General features: G+C 66.8%; 16 protein-coding genes. 6 read left to right on the forward strand and 10 right to left on the reverse strand.

What is annotated here, in order from left to right; genetic code table 11:
* Positions 1–11: 11 nt before the first annotated feature.
* Positions 12–1,025 carry a 3-isopropylmalate dehydrogenase gene (locus ACZYZ9_RS15245; protein ID WP_463827078.1) on the reverse strand — a complete coding sequence of 338 codons (1,014 nt, stop codon included), beginning with the start codon at positions 1,023–1,025 and terminating at the stop codon, positions 12–14.
* The gene (gene serA / locus ACZYZ9_RS15250; RefSeq protein WP_463827079.1) at positions 1,022–2,608 is read right to left on the reverse strand and encodes a phosphoglycerate dehydrogenase; all 1,587 of its coding nucleotides are present in this window, start codon (positions 2,606–2,608) and stop codon (positions 1,022–1,024) included. The genes ACZYZ9_RS15245 and serA overlap by 4 nt, the downstream gene beginning before the upstream one ends.
* A 153-nt stretch (positions 2,609–2,761) precedes the next feature.
* Between serA and ACZYZ9_RS15255 the strand changes: the two genes are divergently transcribed.
* From ACZYZ9_RS15255 to wrbA, 4 genes are all read left to right on the forward strand, one after another.
* Complete coding sequence (locus tag ACZYZ9_RS15255; protein WP_463827080.1) at positions 2,762–3,862, forward strand: glycosyltransferase; 1,101 nt, start codon at positions 2,762–2,764, stop codon at positions 3,860–3,862.
* A 199-nt stretch (positions 3,863–4,061) separates the two neighbouring features.
* Positions 4,062–5,522, forward strand: a complete 1,461-nt coding sequence (locus ACZYZ9_RS15260) for a phytoene desaturase family protein (RefSeq protein WP_463827081.1) — start codon at positions 4,062–4,064, stop codon at positions 5,520–5,522.
* Positions 5,503–6,570: a DUF4185 domain-containing protein gene (locus ACZYZ9_RS15265; protein WP_463827082.1), complete on the forward strand. Its 1,068-nt coding sequence runs from the start codon at positions 5,503–5,505 to the stop codon at positions 6,568–6,570. The genes ACZYZ9_RS15260 and ACZYZ9_RS15265 overlap by 20 nt, the downstream gene beginning before the upstream one ends.
* Positions 6,567–7,169 carry an NAD(P)H:quinone oxidoreductase gene (gene wrbA, locus ACZYZ9_RS15270; protein WP_463827083.1) on the forward strand — a complete coding sequence of 201 codons (603 nt, stop codon included), beginning with the start codon at positions 6,567–6,569 and terminating at the stop codon, positions 7,167–7,169. The genes ACZYZ9_RS15265 and wrbA overlap by 4 nt, the downstream gene beginning before the upstream one ends.
* Before the next feature lie 157 nt (positions 7,170–7,326).
* On the opposite strand, the gene ilvC is transcribed toward wrbA, so the two are convergent.
* From ilvC to ACZYZ9_RS15285, 3 genes are read right to left on the reverse strand one after another with little or no spacing between them, the layout of a single operon-like run.
* Positions 7,327–8,328: a ketol-acid reductoisomerase gene (gene ilvC, locus ACZYZ9_RS15275; protein ID WP_463827186.1), complete on the reverse strand. Its 1,002-nt coding sequence runs from the start codon at positions 8,326–8,328 to the stop codon at positions 7,327–7,329.
* A 52-nt stretch (positions 8,329–8,380) separates the two neighbouring features.
* A complete protein-coding gene (gene ilvN / locus ACZYZ9_RS15280) occupies positions 8,381–8,896 on the reverse strand; it encodes an acetolactate synthase small subunit (protein WP_463827084.1) in 516 nt (171 codons plus the stop codon).
* A complete protein-coding gene (locus tag ACZYZ9_RS15285) occupies positions 8,896–10,776 on the reverse strand; it encodes an acetolactate synthase large subunit (RefSeq protein ID WP_463827085.1) in 1,881 nt (626 codons plus the stop codon). Before ACZYZ9_RS15285 ends, ilvN begins: the two co-directional genes overlap by 1 nt.
* 255 nt (positions 10,777–11,031) lie before the next feature.
* On the opposite strand from ACZYZ9_RS15285, the gene ACZYZ9_RS15290 reads away from it, so the two are divergent.
* On the forward strand, positions 11,032–11,370 hold the full coding sequence (locus ACZYZ9_RS15290) for a PH domain-containing protein (protein ID WP_463827187.1): 339 nt from the start codon (positions 11,032–11,034) through the stop codon (positions 11,368–11,370).
* Here ACZYZ9_RS15290 and ACZYZ9_RS15295 read toward each other — a convergent pair whose 3' ends face one another.
* The 3 genes from ACZYZ9_RS15295 to ACZYZ9_RS15305 form a co-directional block, all read right to left on the reverse strand.
* Complete coding sequence (locus ACZYZ9_RS15295) at positions 11,371–12,759, reverse strand: neutral zinc metallopeptidase (protein ID WP_463827188.1); 1,389 nt, start codon at positions 12,757–12,759, stop codon at positions 11,371–11,373. It abuts the gene before it with no gap.
* Between the two features lie 89 nt (positions 12,760–12,848).
* Positions 12,849–13,124 (reverse strand): DUF4333 domain-containing protein, encoded by a 276-nt coding sequence (locus tag ACZYZ9_RS15300; RefSeq protein ID WP_463827086.1) that lies wholly within the window; start codon positions 13,122–13,124, stop codon positions 12,849–12,851.
* 426 nt (positions 13,125–13,550) lie between these two features.
* Entirely contained in the window at positions 13,551–14,393 is an 843-nt protein-coding gene (locus tag ACZYZ9_RS15305) for a DoxX family protein (protein ID WP_463827087.1), read from the reverse strand.
* Between the two features lie 123 nt (positions 14,394–14,516).
* Between ACZYZ9_RS15305 and ACZYZ9_RS15310 the strand changes: the two genes are divergently transcribed.
* Positions 14,517–15,638 (forward strand): PQQ-dependent sugar dehydrogenase, encoded by a 1,122-nt coding sequence (locus tag ACZYZ9_RS15310; RefSeq protein ID WP_463827088.1) that lies wholly within the window; start codon positions 14,517–14,519, stop codon positions 15,636–15,638.
* Between the two features lie 3 nt (positions 15,639–15,641).
* Here the strand turns inward: ACZYZ9_RS15310 and ACZYZ9_RS15315 are convergent, their stop codons facing one another.
* Positions 15,642–16,181: a flavin reductase family protein gene (locus ACZYZ9_RS15315; protein WP_463827189.1), complete on the reverse strand. Its 540-nt coding sequence runs from the start codon at positions 16,179–16,181 to the stop codon at positions 15,642–15,644.
* Between the two features lie 114 nt (positions 16,182–16,295).
* Entirely contained in the window at positions 16,296–16,784 is a 489-nt protein-coding gene (locus ACZYZ9_RS15320; protein ID WP_463827089.1) for a flavin reductase family protein, read from the reverse strand.
* Positions 16,785–16,819: the final 35 nt, after the last annotated feature.

The raw sequence follows: 16,819 nt of genomic DNA on the forward strand, positions 1-16,819 counted from the left end.
GGGCCTGGAGACTAGAGCGCGGCTGCAATCCGTGCGCCGGCATCGCTGGTGGCAGGCCGTTCGTCCCCGCGAGTCGCCAAGTATTGGGCTACGGCCCGATCCACCCGCGCTGCCGCCGCGTCCTCACCAAGATGGGCCAGCAGCAGCGCCACCGACATGATCGCCGCGGTCGGGTCGGCGATGCCCTGGCCGGCGATGTCGGGCGCGCTGCCGTGCACCGGCTCGAACATGGACGGATTGGTCCGGGTGGCGTCGATGTTGCCGCTGGCGGCCAGACCGATGCCGCCGCAAACCGCGGCGGCGAGATCGGTGATGATGTCGCCGAACAGGTTGTCGGTGACGATCACGTCGAAGCGGCCGGGATCGGTGGCCAGGAAGATGGTGGCCGCATCGACGTGCTGGTAGGCCACCTCGACGTCGGGGTACTGCGTGCCGATTTCCTGCACCGTCCGCAGCCACAATCCGCCTGCGAACGTCAGGACATTGGTCTTGTGCACCAGCGTCAGATGTTTACGACGCTTGCGCGCCCGTTCGAACGCGTCGGTCACCACCCGGCGCACACCGAACGCGGTGTTGACGCTGACCTCGGTGGCCACTTCGTGCGGGGTGCCGACGCGGATTGCGCCACCGTTGCCGGTGTAGGGCCCCTCGGTGCCTTCGCGCACCACCACGAAGTCGATCTCGGGGTTGCCCGCGAGCGGACTGTTGACGCCGGGGTACAGGCGGGCCGGCCGCAGGTTGACGTGATGGTCCAGCTCGAAACGCATCCGCAGCAGCAAGCCCCGCTCCAGCACGCCGCTGGGTACCGACGGATCCCCGATCGCACCCAACAGGATGGCGTCGTGCTCGCGCAGTTCGGGCACCACCGACTCGGGCAGCACCTCACCGGTGGCGTGGAAACGCCGGGCGCCCAGGTCGTAGGTGGTCTTCTCGACTCCCGGTTTGACGATGTCGAGCACCTTGAGCGCTTCGTCGATGACCTCCGGGCCGATGCCGTCGCCGGCGATGACCGCGAGTTTGGTCATGACAGGTCAACCACTTCGAGCTTGTTGGCGCCCACGGCCTGGGCGATCTCGGCGCGCACGTCGTCCGGAACATCCTGATCCAACCGCAGCAGGATGGTCGCCCTGTCACCCTCGGTGTCCTCGGACAGCTGCGCGGCCTGGATGTTCACCCCGGCCGATCCGAGCAGCGTGCCGATCTTGCCCAGTGCGCCGGGCTGGTCGGCGTAGTTGACCACCAGGTTGATGCCCTGGGCGCGCAGGTCGAAGTTGCGGCCGTTGATCTGGACGATCTTCTCGACCAGCTGCGGCCCGGACAGCGCGCCCGCGACGTTGACCACCGAGCCGTCGGCGGCCACGGCCCGCACGTCGACCACGCTGCGGTGGTTGGGACTCTCGGTGGCCGTGCTGATTTCGGCGGTCACCCCGCGTTCGGCGGCCAGCGCAGGTGCGTTCACAAACGTCACCGAGTCTTCGATCACCGCCGAGAACAGTCCGCGCAGCGCCGACAGCTTGAGCACCCCGACCTCTTCGGCGGCCAGTTCGCCGCGCACCTGCACCGACACCGACACCGGAAGTTCGTCCGACAGCGCCGCGGTCAGCACGCCGAGCTTGCGCACCAGATCCAGCCAGGGCGCCACCTCCTCGCTGACCACGCCGCCGCCGACGTTGACCGCGTCGGGCACGAATTCCCCGGCCAGCGCCAGCCGTACGCTCTCGGCGACGTCGGTGCCGGCCCGGTCCTGGGCCTCGGCGGTGGACGCACCCAGGTGCGGGGTGACGACCACCTGCGGCAGCTCGAACAACGGGCTGTCGGTGCACGGCTCGGTGGAGAAGACGTCCAGGCCGGCGGCCCGGACGTGGCCGTCGGTGATGGCGTCGGCCAGCGCCGCCTCGTCGATCAGGCCGCCGCGGGCGGCGTTGACGATGATGACGCCGGGCTTGGTCTTGGCCAGCGCCTCCTTATTCAGCAGGCCCTTGGTCTCAGGCGTCTTGGGCAGGTGCACCGAGATGAAGTCCGCGCGGGCCAACAGGTCGTCCAGGGGCAGCAGCTCGATACCCAACTGCGCCGCGCGCGCCGACGACACGTACGGGTCATAGGCGACCAGGTGGGTCCCGAAGGCGGCGAGCCGCTGGGCCACCAGCTGCCCGATCCGGCCCAGACCCACCACGCCGACGGTCTTGCCGAAGATCTCGGTGCCGGAGAACTTCGACCGCTTCCAGGTGTGTTCACGCAGGGTCGCGTCGGCCGCCGGAATCTGGCGGGCCGCGGCCAGCAGCAGGGCCAGTGCGTGCTCGGCGGCGCTGTGGATGTTCGAGGTGGGGGCGTTGACCACCAGCACGCCGCGGGCGGTGGCCGCATCCACGTCGACGTTGTCCAGCCCGACGCCGGCGCGGGCGACGATCTTGAGCTTGGGGGCGGCGGCCAGCACCTCGGCGTCGACGGTGGTGGCCGACCGCACCAGCAGCGCGTCCGCGTCGGGCACCGCGGCCAGCAGCTTCTCCCGGTCGGGTCCGTCCACCCAGCGCACCTCAACCTGGTCTCCCAGGGCAGCGACGGTTGATTGGGCGAGTTTGTCGGCGATCAATACAACAGGCAAGTTCACGCGGGCCAGCGTAGCGGCGTTGCCGCGGGCGCGGCAGCAGAGTCCCGGTCGGGCGCCGCGGGTCACCCGCATCGCCCCCGGCGGCGGCCGTCGGCACGACGGAGTCAGGCGGATCTGCCAGCGACCACCAGCGCTGCTGGGTACGATCCGGCCGTGTCCTGCCCTGCACGCCCAGCGATCTGCGTCAACATGATCGTCCGAAACGAGGCGGGGATCATTCGGGAGACCTTGGACAACATCGCGCCCTACATCAGCTCCTGGGTGATCGTGGACACCGGTTCCGACGACGGAACCCAGAACGTCATCCGCGATCACATGGCGCGCCACGGAATTCCCGGGGCGCTCCATCAGCGGCCGTGGCGCAACTTCGGGCACAACCGGTCCGAGGCGTTGGCCCTCGCTCAGGGCCACGGCGACTACATCTGGGTTCTCGACGCTGACGACAAGGTCGTCGGCAACCTCGATTTCGGCCAGTTGGGCGACGACCTCTACCAACTCCGTTATGGCCCGAGCTCCGACATGAATTGGCGACCGAACCTGTTCCGCGACGGGCTGCCGGTCCGCTACGAGGGCGTGATCCACGAGTACGTCATGGTGGACTCCGATTTCAACCACGACCGAGTCGATGGTGACTACTACATCGAGTCTGGCCGCCTCGGTGCCCGTAACTCGAATCCGCAGCAGAAGTACGAAAGCGACCGCGACCTGCTGCTCACCGAGCTCGAACGTAACCCCGAAGATGCCCGGTCGGTGTTCTATCTGGCGCAAAGCTATTTCGACTTGGGCGATTTCGAGAACGCCCGCAAGTGGTACGAGCACCGCGTCGAAATGGGCGGATGGGCCGAAGAGGTGTACTACTCGATGTACCGTGTCGGAGAGTCGATGTCGTCGATGGGTGCGCCCTGGCCGCAGGTGCAAGACGCCTACCTGCGGGCCTGGGAGTTCCGGCCGACTCGCGCAGAAGCGTTGTACGCCATCGCTTTTCGGTACCGCCTCGATAAGCGCTACCGACTGGGCTATCTGTTCGCCAAGCACGCCGCCGAGATCCCGTTACCCACCGAGGACACGTTGAATGTCAGCGCCGATACCTACAATTGGGGCGCGCTCGACGAGGCGGCCGTGTGCGCGTCGTGGATCGACGAGCACGCCGAAGCCGTGACACTCTGGCGGCGCATATTGGCCCGGCCCAACATCCCCGACCTCGATCGGCAACGGATTGCAGCCAACTGTGACAACAGTGCGCGGTTGATTTGAGCTGCTGCATCGACGTATGGCAGACGGGTGGCCGATGCCTGCCTGCCGGCGGCCGCCCCCGCGCTAATGCTCGAGCGGTATCTGTATCTGGAATTCTGTCCGTTCGCTACCGGGCGAGCCCGCGAGCCACACTCTGTGGCTGATACGCGGCCGGCAGGGCACCTGGTTTCTCCGGGACGCCGTCGGCTGTAATGGACGTATGGACGTCACCGTCGTCGGCAGCGGGCCCAATGGGCTTGCCGCGGCCGTCATTTGTGCACGCGCCGGACTGAAAGTCCAGGTGCTGGAGGCCCAGCCCACCTTCGGCGGCGGCGCCCGCACCCAGGTCGACGTCGAATACTCCGGCGTTTCGCACGACGTATGTTCGGCGGTGCACCCGTTGGCGATCGCGTCCCCGTTCTTCGCCGAATTCGATCTGGCCGCACGGGGTGTGCAACTGGCCATCCCGGAAATCTCCTACGCCAACCCGCTTCCGGACCGCCCGGCCGCGATTGCCTACCGCGATCTGCAGCGCACCTGTGCCGAGTTGACCGATGGCACGTCCTGGCGACGCTTTCTGGGCCCGTTGGTACGCGAGGACGACGCGGTGGTGAACTTTCTGCTCGGCGACAAACGGTCGGTCCCCGGTTCGTTGCTCACCACGGCGCGGTTGGGCACGCGGCTCCTGGCTCAGGGCACCCCGGCGTGGGCCACGCTGGGGGGTGAGGATGCCCGCGCATTGTTCACCGGCGTTGCCGCCCATGCGATCACGCCGCTGCCGTCCCTCGCGTCGGCGGGCGCTGGATTGATGTTGGCCACTCTCGCCCATTCGGTCGGGTGGCCTGTTCCGGTGGGTGGCACCCAGCTGATCTCCGATGCGTTGATCGCCGATCTGCGCGCGCATGGCGGTGAGTTGACGGCCGGCGTCGAGGTCACGTCTGCGCCGGATTCGGTGACCATTTTCGACACCGCGCCCACCACTCTGCTTCAGGTGTACGCAGACACAATTCCGGCCGGTTACGCGAAAGCATTGCGCCGCTATCGTTTTGGCTCAGGTGTCGCGAAGGTGGATTTCGTGTTGAGCGGTGAAATTCCGTGGGCGGACACGCGACTGCGCAACGCCCCGACGCTGCATCTCGGCGGTACCCGCGCACAGATGGCGCGCGCCGAGGCCGAGATCGCCGCCGGCCGGCATGCGGAATCGCCGATGGTGCTCGCCTCGTTGCCGCACCTCGTCGATCCCGGCCGGGTCGACGAGGCCGGCCGCCGGCCGTTCTGGACCTATGCTCACGTGCCGTCGGGGTCCAACGTCGACGCCACCGAAACGGTGACGGCCGTCGTCGAGCGGTTCGCGCCCGGTTTCCGCGACATCGTGGTAGCCGCCCGCGCGGTGCCGGCGGCGGCGATGGCCGACCACAACGCCAACTACGTCGGTGGGGACATCGCGGTAGGCGGGGCGTCGGTTCTCCGGGCAACGCTGGGCCCGACGCCGCGGCTGAACCCTTGGAGCACACCGATTCCCAAGGTTTACCTGTGTTCGTCCGCCACCCCGCCGGGTGCCGGTGTGCACGGGATGGCGGGCTATTACGCGGCCCGCACCGTGCTGCGTCGTGAATTCGGCATCACTGAGATGCCCGGGCTGGGCCCCGCAGCAGCGGATGATGCGACCGCAACGCGGTAGCGCGCTCAACCTCGGGTCGGTCGCCGGTACCGGCTCGAGGGTCGGGATACCGGGGATCGGTGCAGCGGACCTGGGCGAAGTCGTGCAACTCCCCGATGGGCGGTATGTCGCCATTTTCGGGGACGCGTTCGGCGGCGATCATGTCGGCGCCGAGCTGCACTACGCGTCGGTGGCGGTGCCGGTGGCGTTCGACGCCAACGATCGCCCGAGTTTCGGTGCTCCGCTGACCGGGCCGACGAACAGCCCGAATGTGTTGTTCCCCACTCCCCCACCGGCCCGCGGCTCCAACACACTGCCGGCGGGCAGCATCCGGATGCGCGACGGCACCGCCTTCGTGATGGTCACGGGCACAACGAGTTTGCGCCCCGACGGCGGCTCCTGGCTGGTTCTGGTTACCAACGATCCCGGGTCGGGCTGGCCGCCGGTGCGCGGATCATGGCGCCCCTGGACCCCCGGCGAACACGGAACCAGCCCGCTCAGCCACCCTACCCAGATCAGCGGATATCAGGCCGCCGACGGTTTCGTCTACATCGCCGCCGACTCGTTCGACCGCTCCCAGCCGGTAACCATGTATCGCGTCGCCGCGGGGCGGGTAGCCGACCGCGGCGTCTGGCGGCCCTGGACCGGTGCCGGATGGGGCGCCCCCGGCAAGGTCGCCACCGTGCCGATCGGCCGGGACCGGTTCGGTGAACTCAGCTTCCGGGAGATCGACGGCCGACCGGTGCTGGCCGGCTTCAACGCGTCCAACGGGCCCGGTGCGGTCGAGGTGCACGTCGGTTGCGGCAGCCCACCAGAAGTGCTCGCGCCGAACGCGTCTCGCACGATCGTCGTACAACAACACGATCCGGATCTACCCAACTTCGTCCCGCAGAACTACGGGGGTTACCTTGTGCCGCTGCCTGATTCAACGCTGGACAAGCTGAATCTGTTCGTCAGCCAGTGGCACACCCCCCACGATGGCCAGGGACGTCCGATCGGCCCACAGATCTACAACACCCAGCACATCGTCGTCAATGCCAACCGGGACCGGCCTACGCTGACCTCATGACCAAACTCGCGATCATTTACTACTCCGCCACCGGCCACGGCACCACGATGGCCAAGCGCGTCGCGGCCGCCGCCGAAGCCGCGGGCGCCGAGGTCCGGCTACGCCACGTGGCAGAGACCCGCGACCCCGACTCGTTCGCGCACAACCCGGCGTGGACGGCGAATTACGAAGCGACCAAAGACCTTCCAGCAGCCACCGGCGACGACATCGTGTGGGCCGACGCGGTGATCTTCGGTTCCCCCACCCGCTTCGCCGCCACGACATCGCAGTTTCAGACGTTCATGGACTCGCTCGGGGGTCTGTGGGCCCAGGGCAAACTGGCCGACAAGGTATACGCGGCGTGGACGTCCACCGAATCACCACACGGCGGGCAAGAGACCACGCTGGTCAGCCTCTACATGTCGTTGATGCACTGGGGCGGGATCCTGGTGCCGCCCGGATACACCGACCCGCTGAAGTTCGTCGACGGCAACCCCTACGGGGTGAGTTTGGTCGCCAACCGCGAGAACATCACCGAGCTCGGCGAAGCCACGATCAACGCACTGGATCATCTGGCCCGGCGGGTGGTCTCGGTGGCAGGGCGACTGGCCGCCGGTTGAGCGGGCCGCCCGTCGCGCTGATGCGGCACCCAAGTCCGCCGAGCGTCACGCTGGAGCAACGATCGGCGCCGAACGCCACTCTGGCGTGACGCTCGGCCCGCCGAACGCCACTCTGGCGTGACGCTCGGCGCCCGAGGTGCGGTAGGGCTGCCCGCCGCTAGGCGGTCTCGGTGATCGGGCGGTCCACCCAGCTCATCAGATCGCGCAGCTTCTTGCCGGTGACCTCGATGGGGTGCTCGGCGTTCTCCTTGCGCAGCGCCTCGAGCTCCTTGTTGCCGCCCTCGACGTTGGCCACCAGCTTCTTGGTGAAGGTGCCGTCCTGAATGTCGCGCAGGATCGCGCGCATCCGCTCCTTGGTGTCGGCGTCGATGACGCGCGGGCCGGACAGGTAGCCACCGAACTCCGCGGTGTCGGACACCGAGTAGTTCATCCGGGCGATGCCACCCTCGTACATCAGGTCCACGATCAGCTTGAGTTCGTGCAGCACCTCGAAGTAGGCCATCTCCGGCGGGTAACCCGCCTCGACCATCACATCGAAGCCGGTCTTCACCAATTCCTCGGTGCCGCCGCACAACACGGCCTGTTCACCGAACAGGTCGGTTTCGGTCTCGTCTTTGAACGTGGTCTTGATGACGCCGGCGCGGGTACCGCCGATGGCCTTGGCGTAGGACAGTGCCAGCGCCTCACCGTTGCCGGTCGGGTCCTGGTCCACAGCGATCAGCGCGGGCACACCCTTGCCGTCGACGAACTGACGGCGCACCAGGTGGCCGGGGCCTTTGGGGGCGACCATCGCGACGGTGACATTGGCCGGCGGCTTGATCAGGTCGAAGTGGATGTTGAGCCCGTGGCCGAAGAACAACGCGTCGCCGTCGTTCAGATTGGGCTCGATGTCGTTGGTGAAGATCTCGGCCTGCGCGGTGTCGGGCGCCAGCAGCATGATCACGTCGGCCCACTTGGCCACCTCGGCGGGCGTGTCGACCTCGAGGCCCTGCTCCTCGACCTTGGCCCGCGACTTCGAACCCTCTTTGAGGCCCACTTTCACCTCGACGCCGGAGTCGCGCAGGCTCAGCGAGTGCGCGTGCCCCTGGCTGCCGTAGCCGATCACTCCGACCTTGCGACCCTGGATGATCGACAGGTCTGCGTCGTCGTCGTAGAACATCTCCAATGCCTCTGGCACGTCTCTATCTCCTTGTAGTTGGGCAGCGAAAAATCTACTTGGCGGTGCCGATGCCGCGCGAACCGCGGGCCATGGACACCACGCCGGATTGGACGATCTCCTTGATGCCGAACGGCTCCAACAGCCGCAGCAGCGCTTCGAGCTTGCCGCGGTTGCCGGTGGCCTCGACGATCAGCGACTCCGGGGACACATCAATCACATTGGCGCGGAACAGGTTTGCCGCTTCGATCACCTGACTACGGGTGCCCGCGTCGGCTCGCACCTTGATCAGCGCCAACTCGCGGTCCACCGAATTGTCGTTATCCTGCTCGACGATCTTGATCACGTTGATCAACTTGTTGAGCTGCTTGGTGATCTGCTCGAGCGGAGTCGCCTCGGCGGAGACCACGATGGTCATCCGGGACATGTCCTTCTGCTCGGTCGCGCCCACAGCCAGCGACTCGATGTTGAAACCGCGCCGGGAGAACAACGCCGCAACGCGGGCCAGCACACCGGGCTTGTCTTCGACCAGCACCGACAAGGTGTGGGTCTTCGTCGAACCGGTAGCCATCAGGCGTGCCCTTCGGTGATGTCGTCGAACAGGGGACGAATCCCGCGCGCAGCCTGGATCTCGTCGTTGCTGGTGCCCGCGGCGACCATCGGCCAGACCTGAGCGTCGGCGCCGACGATGAAGTCGATCACCACCGGGCGGTCGTTGATCTCGCGCGCCTTCTGGATCATGTCGGCGACGTCTTCCTCACGCTCGCAACGCATTCCGACGCAACCCAGCGCCTCGGCCAGCTTGACGAAGTCGGGAATGCGGTGCGAGTGCGTGGCCAGGTCGGTCTGGGAGTACCGCTCCTCATAGAACAGGGTCTGCCACTGCCGCACCATGCCCAGGTTGCCGTTGTTGATCAGCGCCACCTTGATCGGGATGCCTTCGATGGCACAGGTGGCCAGCTCCTGGTTGGTCATCTGGAAGCAGCCGTCGCCGTCGATCGCCCACACCTCGGTGTCGGGCAGCGCGATCTTGGCGCCCATGGCCGCCGGGATCGCGAAGCCCATGGTGCCCAGACCGCCGGAATTCAGCCACGTGCGCGGCTTTTCGTATTTGATGAACTGCGCGGCCCACATCTGGTGCTGTCCGACCCCGGCCACGTAGATGGCGTCCGGGCCGGCGATCTCACCGAGTTTCTCGATGACGTACTCCGGTCCGAGGCTGCCGTCGCTCTGCGGGTCGTAGCTCAGCGGGTAGGTCTTGCGGACCCCCTCCAGGTACTCCCACCAGCCCGTCATGTCGATGTTGCCGGGCACCTCGTAGTGGCGCAGCATCTCGATCAATTCGGTGATGACGTTGCGGACGTCGCCGACGATCGGCACGTCGGCGTGCCGGTTCTTGCCGATCTCGGCGGGGTCGATGTCGGCGTGGATGACTTTGGCCTCGGGCGCGAACGAGTCGAGTCGTCCGGTCACCCGGTCGTCGAAGCGGGTGCCGAGCGCGATCAGCAGGTCGCTGCGCTGCAGCGCCGCCACGGCGCCGACCGTGCCGTGCATGCCCGGCATGCCGAAGTTCTGCGGGTGGCTGTCGGGGAACGCGCCGCGCGCCATCAACGTGGTGACCACCGGGATTCCGGTCAGTTCGGCCAGCTGCCGCAGTTGCTCGGTCGCCTGACCGCGGATCACCCCGCCGCCGACGTAGAGCACCGGCTTGCGGGCGGCGGCGATCAGCTTGGCCGCCTCGGCGATCTTGCGGTTGTGCGGCTTGGTATTCGGCTTGTAGCCGGGCAGATCCATCCGCGGCGGCCAGCTGAAGGTGCACTGGCCCTGCAGCACGTCCTTGGGGATATCGACGAGAACAGCGCCAGGACGCCCACTCGCGGCGATGTGGAAGGCCTCGGCGATCACCTGCGGGATCTCGTCGCCGGTGCGCACCAGGAAGTTGTGCTTGGTGATCGGCATCGTGATGCCGGAGATGTCGGCCTCCTGGAAGGCGTCGGTGCCGATCAGCTGTCGTCCGACCTGACCGGTGATGGCCACCACCGGGATGGAGTCCATCTGTGCGTCGGCCAGCGGGGTCACCAGGTTGGTGGCACCCGGGCCCGAGGTCGCCATGCACACCCCGACGCGACCGGTGGCATGGGCGTAGCCGCTGGCGGCGTGACCGGCGCCCTGCTCGTGGCGGACCAGCACGTGTCGCAGCTGCTGGGAGTCGAACAGCGGATCATAGACGGGCAGTACCGCGCCGCCCGGGATGCCGAAGATGACGTCGACGTCGAGCGCCTCCAACGATCGGATCACCGCCTGGGCACCGGTAACTTGGTGCGGCGCAATGCGTTTGGGCTGGCCCGTGGCCGGCTTCCGCGCGGCTTTGCCGGCATCGGAGGCGATGCTGGCCGCCTTCTCGGATGCGGGTGTGGGGGCCGGTGCCGGTGACTGCGTGGGTGCGCTCACTGTGTCCTCTTCGGGTGTTCTTCTTCGGCGTCTCGGGGCAAGAAAAAACCCCCGTCAGCTGGGCTGCTGTACGAGGGTCGCGTTGGTGCTCGATAGAGCTAGTCAGGCACCAACGCGCCGACTAAGTACTACGAGCATTCCAGACTTCATAGCGTCCGACGGTAGCCTTCGCACTGCTCAGCAGTCAAATCCCGGCGGCGATGCGATGATGCGTGGGTGGTTACCAAGTCGCCCGTCGTGCTCAAAGTGTCCCCGATGGCGCATCTCGCGGTGGGTTTCCTGACGTTGTGCCTGCTGGTCCCGGTACTGGCGTGGCCGCCGAGCGCTCCGGTGCTGGTGATCCCGGTGCTGCTGTCGGCGCTGATCGTCCGGCTGCGCACCGTGGCCGATGCCGACGGCGTGACGGTGCGGACCCTGCTCGGCAGCCGGTCGGTGGCGTGGGACGACATCGACGGGCTGCGGTTCCACCGCGGTTCCTGGGCGCGCGCGCACCTCAAGAGCGGCGCTGAGCTGCGGCTACCCGCCGTGACATTTGCAACGCTGCCGCTGCTGACCGAAGCCAGTGCCGGACGGGTTCCCAATCCGTACCGCTGATCAGGCGATTCGGTTGAAGCACTCCTCGATGTTGTCGAGTACGCCCGCCCGAAACGCGATGATGCGGGTGAAGCCGGCCGGGGTGTTGCCGCCGTTGACGTCACTGGCGGCTACACCGTTCATCAACAGCCCGATCAGCGCCTTGTCCAGGTCACCTGCCGTCAGCACCAGTTGCTTGCCGGAGGGGATCGAGACGGGCTGCGCCATGCCGCGCTGAGCGGCACCGGTCAGACACGCCGTCCGCACCGCGGTCATCGGCGTGTCCAGCGACAAACTCCGCTCGCGCTGCACCGCCAGCGCGTACCTCGAGGCGACGATGGACAGCGCGGTGTTGTCGCCCTGCAGCATCTGCGGATCGGTCATTCCTTTGCGGCCGCCGGGTTTGCCGATCTGCTGCAGGCTCGCCAGGTCGGCGATGACGGTGTTGCTCGCCGGGCAGTACGAGGCGCCCTGGGTGGGCTTGGCGTCCGAGCAGCCGCTGGACGTAAACGACAGGGTGGGCGGCGATTTCGGCGCAAACACCACGTTGAGGATGTCGACCAGCGTCTGAACGGTGTCTTCGTTCACGGTGACCTCGCCGGCCTCCGTGCCACCGGAGGAGCTTTCCTGCAAGGCCACCGGCAGGCCCTCACGGCGCTTCTTGATCTCGGAGGTGTCGATCTTGGCGCAGGTCCCCGACCCGCTGTCGAAGCCCATCTGGAACGCGCTGACCCGGTCGAACCCGGAGCCGTGCTCGGAGTCTTCGGACTCCTCGTATTCTTCCTCGTTCATGATCGGATCTGATGTCTTCAACATTCCGGCGATCACATGGCTCAACGCATCGCCGGTGCTCAGCGTGAACCGCGACGAGTGGCCCGCCGCGACCCACTGCAGATAGACCCCGGCGAAACAATCCGCCTGCTGCTCCATGACGATCGTCGGGGTCCGCGAACTGATCAATCCCCCGTTGTGCTGCAACGAGTGCCCGAATTCGTGGGCGAGAATCCCGACCACCGCCATATCGCCGAAATACTTCTGCGCCGCGGGGAACAACTGGCCCCGGTCCCATTTGACGAGATTGCAGCTCGGCGAGTACGAGGCATTGATAGACCCGGCGGACCTGTTCCGGCAGATGACCGGACTGCGCGAATCGCGCGAGTCATAAGACCAGACTTCACTGACGGCTTTGAATGGACGTTTGGCGGCGTCGGGCCAATTCGCCTTCCAGAATTCTTCGATGTCATTGAGTGCCAACATGGACAACCGGTCGATTTCGCCGTTGTCGGAGTTTTTCACCGCCCCGGTCGGTTTGGGCGCGTTCGGGCGGGGGCCGCTGGGCCCCTCACTCAGCGGCAGCCCCCCGACTTCGGTGGGGTCGTAGACACCTGACACGGCCCGTCCACTGACCATGGTCGTCTTGCCCGACGAACTGCAGCCGGCCAGGGCCAGACACGTAATCGCGGTCACGGCAACAACTTTGCCCCACTTCGTGGCCCGCTTCACTTGCCGCCGTCCAACTGGGGCAGCCCCACCTCGTAAGTGCCGTCGTCATCTTTGAAAGTCACCTTCACCTGGCGCGACTTTCCGCGAACGTTGACAGTGCAGGTGAAACTCTCACCTTTGTCGACCGTAGGGTCTTGGCCGCCATTGCATTTGACGTCCTTGATGTCACCGGAGCTGTAACCGGTGACCCGGTCCAACAGGACTTGTTGCACCTGAGCCTGCACATCGGCGACGGCGATTTTCTTGACGTCCTGATTCACCACCGCGGTCACGAGCACAACGACGATGACCACAATCAAGGCGGCGGCAATTCCGCCGATAATGAGGATTGGTTTATTCTTCGATCCGCTTTTCTTCGGCAGACCGGGCGGCGGACTGGGCTGACCGTATTGCCCCGGGGGTGGAGCATATTGGCGCGCCGGCGGTTGACCGTATGGTCCCGGCGGTTGACTGTAAGGCCGCGGCGGCTGACCGTATTGCGGCGGTCGCTGTACCCACGGGTTGCCGGGCTGCGGGGGATATCCGGCCGGGCGCCGCGGATCCGGTCGCTGCGGCCAAGGCGGCTGGTTGTAATCGCGGGGTGTGCTCACCGTGACCCCCATGGTCGACCCGACACCGACTGAACCACCGTCGCACGGAGCGACAACGGCTCTCAGGCTAAGTTATCAGCGGCCGGCTGACGAGGAGAATCTGCCGAATCAAGCCAGCGGATTGACGCCGTTGAGCAGCACCCACACCGTGATACCGGCGGCGATCCCGCTCAGCAGCGCCACGAACGAGCCGATGAAAGGCCGGGTGGCCCAGCCGCGGCCCGCGTCCAGACCGTAACGACCGGGACCGGCCAGGATGACGGCGACAGCCATCACGATCAGGCTGATCTGGTATTCGTGCCCGTCGGGCAGGAAATAGGTGAACGTGTTCGAGCGCGGCCGGGCCGAGGCGCTGGCGAGCAACCCGTTGATCAGGAAGGCCAGTGCACCCGCGGCAGCGATCGGGGTGAACAGTCCCAGCACCAGCAGTACGCCTGCCACGATCTCCCCGCCGGCACTCACGTAGGCCAGGATGTCGGCGTGCTGGTAGCCGACGTCGGTCAGCGAGTTCTTGAATGCGTGCAGACCTGAACCACCCCACCAACCGAACAACTTCTGCAGTCCGTGGGCGATCAACACCGCACCGAGTCCGATCCGCAGCACCATCAACCCGAAGTTCTGGGTACCGCGCCGCCCGGCGGTGTGCAGCCGATCTTCCTCGTCGTCGATGTCGATGGCGGCCGGCGCCACCGGCACCTGGCGGGCGGGTTGCGGCGAATGGACGTAGGGCAGCGGCTCCTGCGCGTCGAGCAGGTGGTACCCCGAGCCGCTCTCGCCGGCATCGAGGGGCGGGATGATGGTCGTGGTTCCGGTGTTGCCGAAGTTGGTGGAATACCCCGCCGGGGTCAAGTCGTCCTCGGGGTCAACCAGGCTGGCCGTAGCGGGACGGCTGGAGGTTGGCACTGCGGTACTGCCCGGCCGCTGCCAATGCGAATCATTCGAACTGGTCACGGGTGCCAGGGTAAGGGCAATTTCGCCGGAAGCTGGGATTTGAGCGGCGCTTCTGTCTGTTAAATCCGCAGTTCGGCCGATCGGCAGGCTGTCCCGACCACGATTTCCCGTAGCCTGTCGGTCATGCGATTACGGCGGTCGGTTCGGTGCGCGCTGGTGGCGCTGTCCGCCGCGGTGCTGGTGTCGAGCGGTTGCGCGCGGTTCAACGACGCCCAATCACAACCGTTCACCACGGCGCCCGAGCTCAAGCCGCAGCCCAGCTCGACGCCGCCCCCACCGCCCCCGTTACCGGCGACGCCGTTTCCGAAGGAATGTCCGGCACCCGGGGTGATGCAGGGCTGCCTGGAAAGCACCAGCGGTCTGATCATGGGGGTCGACAGCAAGACGGCGTTGGTCGCCGAGCGCACCACCGGCGTGGTCCGGGAAGTCTCCGTCAGCGCCGAGCCCAAAGTGAAGATGGTCATCCCGGTGGACCCGTCCGGGGACGGCGGCTTGATGGATATCGTGCTGTCCCCCACCTTCTCGCAGGATCGGCTGATGTACGCCTACGTCAGCACTCCCACCGACAACCGGGTCATCCGCATCGCCGAGGGCGACGTGGCCAAGGACATCCTGACCGGAATTCCCAAAGGCGCCACCGGCAACACCGGGGCGTTGATCTTCACCAGTCCGACCACCCTGGTTGTGCTGACCGGTGATGCCGGCAACCCGGCACTGGCCGCGGATCCGAAATCGTTGGCGGGCAAGGTATTACGTATCGAACAGCCCACCACGCTGGGTCAGGCGCCGCCGACGACGGCGCTGTCGGGCATCGGTTCCGGTGGGGGCCTGTGCATCGACCCCGTCGACGGGTCGCTCTACGTCGCCGACCGCACCCCCGGCGCGGACCGGTTGCAACGCATCACCAAGAAGTCCGAGGTCTCCACCGTGTGGACCTGGCCGGACAAACCCGGCGTGGCCGGCTGCGCGGCGATGGACGGCACCGTGCTGGTCAACCTGATCAACACCAAGCTCACCGTCGCCGTCAGGCTCGCAGCCAAGACCGGTGCGGTCACCGGCGAGCCCGACGTGGTGCGCAAGGACACGCACGGCCACGCGTGGGCGCTGCGGATGTCGCCGGACGGCAACGTCTGGGGCGCGACGGTGAACAAGACGGCCGGGGACGCTGAGAAGCTCGACGACGTGGTGTTCCCGTTGTTCCCTCAGGGTGGCGGATTCCCCCGCAACAACGACGACAAGACCTGACGGTCAGGGCACGTCGAGGGTGAACCTCAGGCCGTAGCGGCCGTTCACATCGGACCGGCTGCCGTCGTGCAGGCGCTGCGGAGCTTCCTGGCCGGGATCGAGATCCTCGTCGAGATCGGACAGGTACAGCAGGTCCTCGGGGCCGTCGGGCGCCCACGCCGCGACCGGTTCCAGCAGGTAGGCCACATGATCGCCGACCGGGCTGCGGCTGTAGGTCCGCGCGACGAACCAGGCCGCCGCGTCATCGAGGATCGGCATTCCCGCCGGGCCGCCGCGCCAGGGACAGCGGGCGAAGGTCTCGGCGGCGCCGTCGCCGCGGCGCCCGAAAAGCTCAGCCAGCACCTGCTGGTTGCGCGGCAGGACATGCAGCGCTACATATTCCGACCGATTCGCCACCTCGTGGATGCGACTGTCCAGCGGCACACTGACCATGAAGCTGGGCGGTTGCACGCTGGTCTGGCTGGCGAAGGCGACCAGAGCTCCCGCCGGCTGACCGTCGGCCTGCGTCGTCATCACGAACGCCGGCGAATCCAGCATGGACATCAGGACATCGAACGGTTCCTCGATCACCTCACCATGATGCGCGGTCGGCGGCCCGTCCTGACGGTTTTTCTGGTGGATCGAAGGCCGGATTCATAGCGAATACCGAACAACGGGTTACGGGTCGTGGCCGGGTTTGACGTCGAGGACGTCGGCGAACCTGATGACCTGCACATCGCTGTCGGCGAACCAGGCGTCGACGGGTTCGAGGAGATAGCCGGTGTGGTCGCCGAAGTCGATGCGTTTCACTGTCTTGCCGACCATCCAGGCCGCCGCGCCGTCCAGAATCGGCATGTCCTGCGGACCGTGGTGCCAGGCACAGTGCGCGAACTTGTCCAGCTCGTCGTCGGTTTCGCCGCCGAAGAGCCGGGCCAGGTTCATCTCGCGCTTGGCGAGGAGGTGCACGGCGAGGTGGTCGGAGCGCCGCGCCACGCCGAAAGTGTGGTTGGTGCGCGACAGTCCCACCAGGAACCGTGGCGGATCGATACCGACCTGGGTGGCGAAACCGACCAGGCAGCCTGAGCGTTCGCCGTCGGCCTGGGTGGTCACCGCGATCATGGCGGCGTCCATCAGCTCAGTCAGCCGGTACAGCCAGTCCTTGCCCACTCGATCATGATGTACCACCGGATCGTCGGCCGATC

The organism is Mycobacterium sp. IDUB_28, from assembly GCF_055419285.1.

Excerpts from the sequence above, each read along its gene's own strand:
- ACZYZ9_RS15245 (WP_463827078.1), bottom strand. The coding sequence starts at position 1,025 with ATGACCAAACTCGCGGTCATCGCCGGCGACGGCATCGGCCCGGAGGTC.
- ACZYZ9_RS15260 (WP_463827081.1), top strand. The coding sequence starts at position 4,062 with ATGGACGTCACCGTCGTCGGCAGCGGGCCCAATGGGCTTGCCGCGGCC.
- ACZYZ9_RS15265 (WP_463827082.1), top strand. The coding sequence starts at position 5,503 with ATGCGACCGCAACGCGGTAGCGCGCTCAACCTCGGGTCGGTCGCCGGT.
- wrbA (WP_463827083.1), top strand. The coding sequence starts at position 6,567 with ATGACCAAACTCGCGATCATTTACTACTCCGCCACCGGCCACGGCACC.
- ilvC (WP_463827186.1), bottom strand. The coding sequence starts at position 8,328 with ATGTTCTACGACGACGACGCAGACCTGTCGATCATCCAGGGTCGCAAG.
- ilvN (WP_463827084.1), bottom strand. The coding sequence starts at position 8,896 with ATGGCTACCGGTTCGACGAAGACCCACACCTTGTCGGTGCTGGTCGAA.
- ACZYZ9_RS15290 (WP_463827187.1), top strand. The coding sequence starts at position 11,032 with ATGGCGCATCTCGCGGTGGGTTTCCTGACGTTGTGCCTGCTGGTCCCG.
- ACZYZ9_RS15295 (WP_463827188.1), bottom strand. The coding sequence starts at position 12,759 with ATGGTCAGTGGACGGGCCGTGTCAGGTGTCTACGACCCCACCGAAGTC.
- ACZYZ9_RS15310 (WP_463827088.1), top strand. The coding sequence starts at position 14,517 with ATGCGATTACGGCGGTCGGTTCGGTGCGCGCTGGTGGCGCTGTCCGCC.
- ACZYZ9_RS15315 (WP_463827189.1), bottom strand. The coding sequence starts at position 16,181 with ATGTCCATGCTGGATTCGCCGGCGTTCGTGATGACGACGCAGGCCGAC.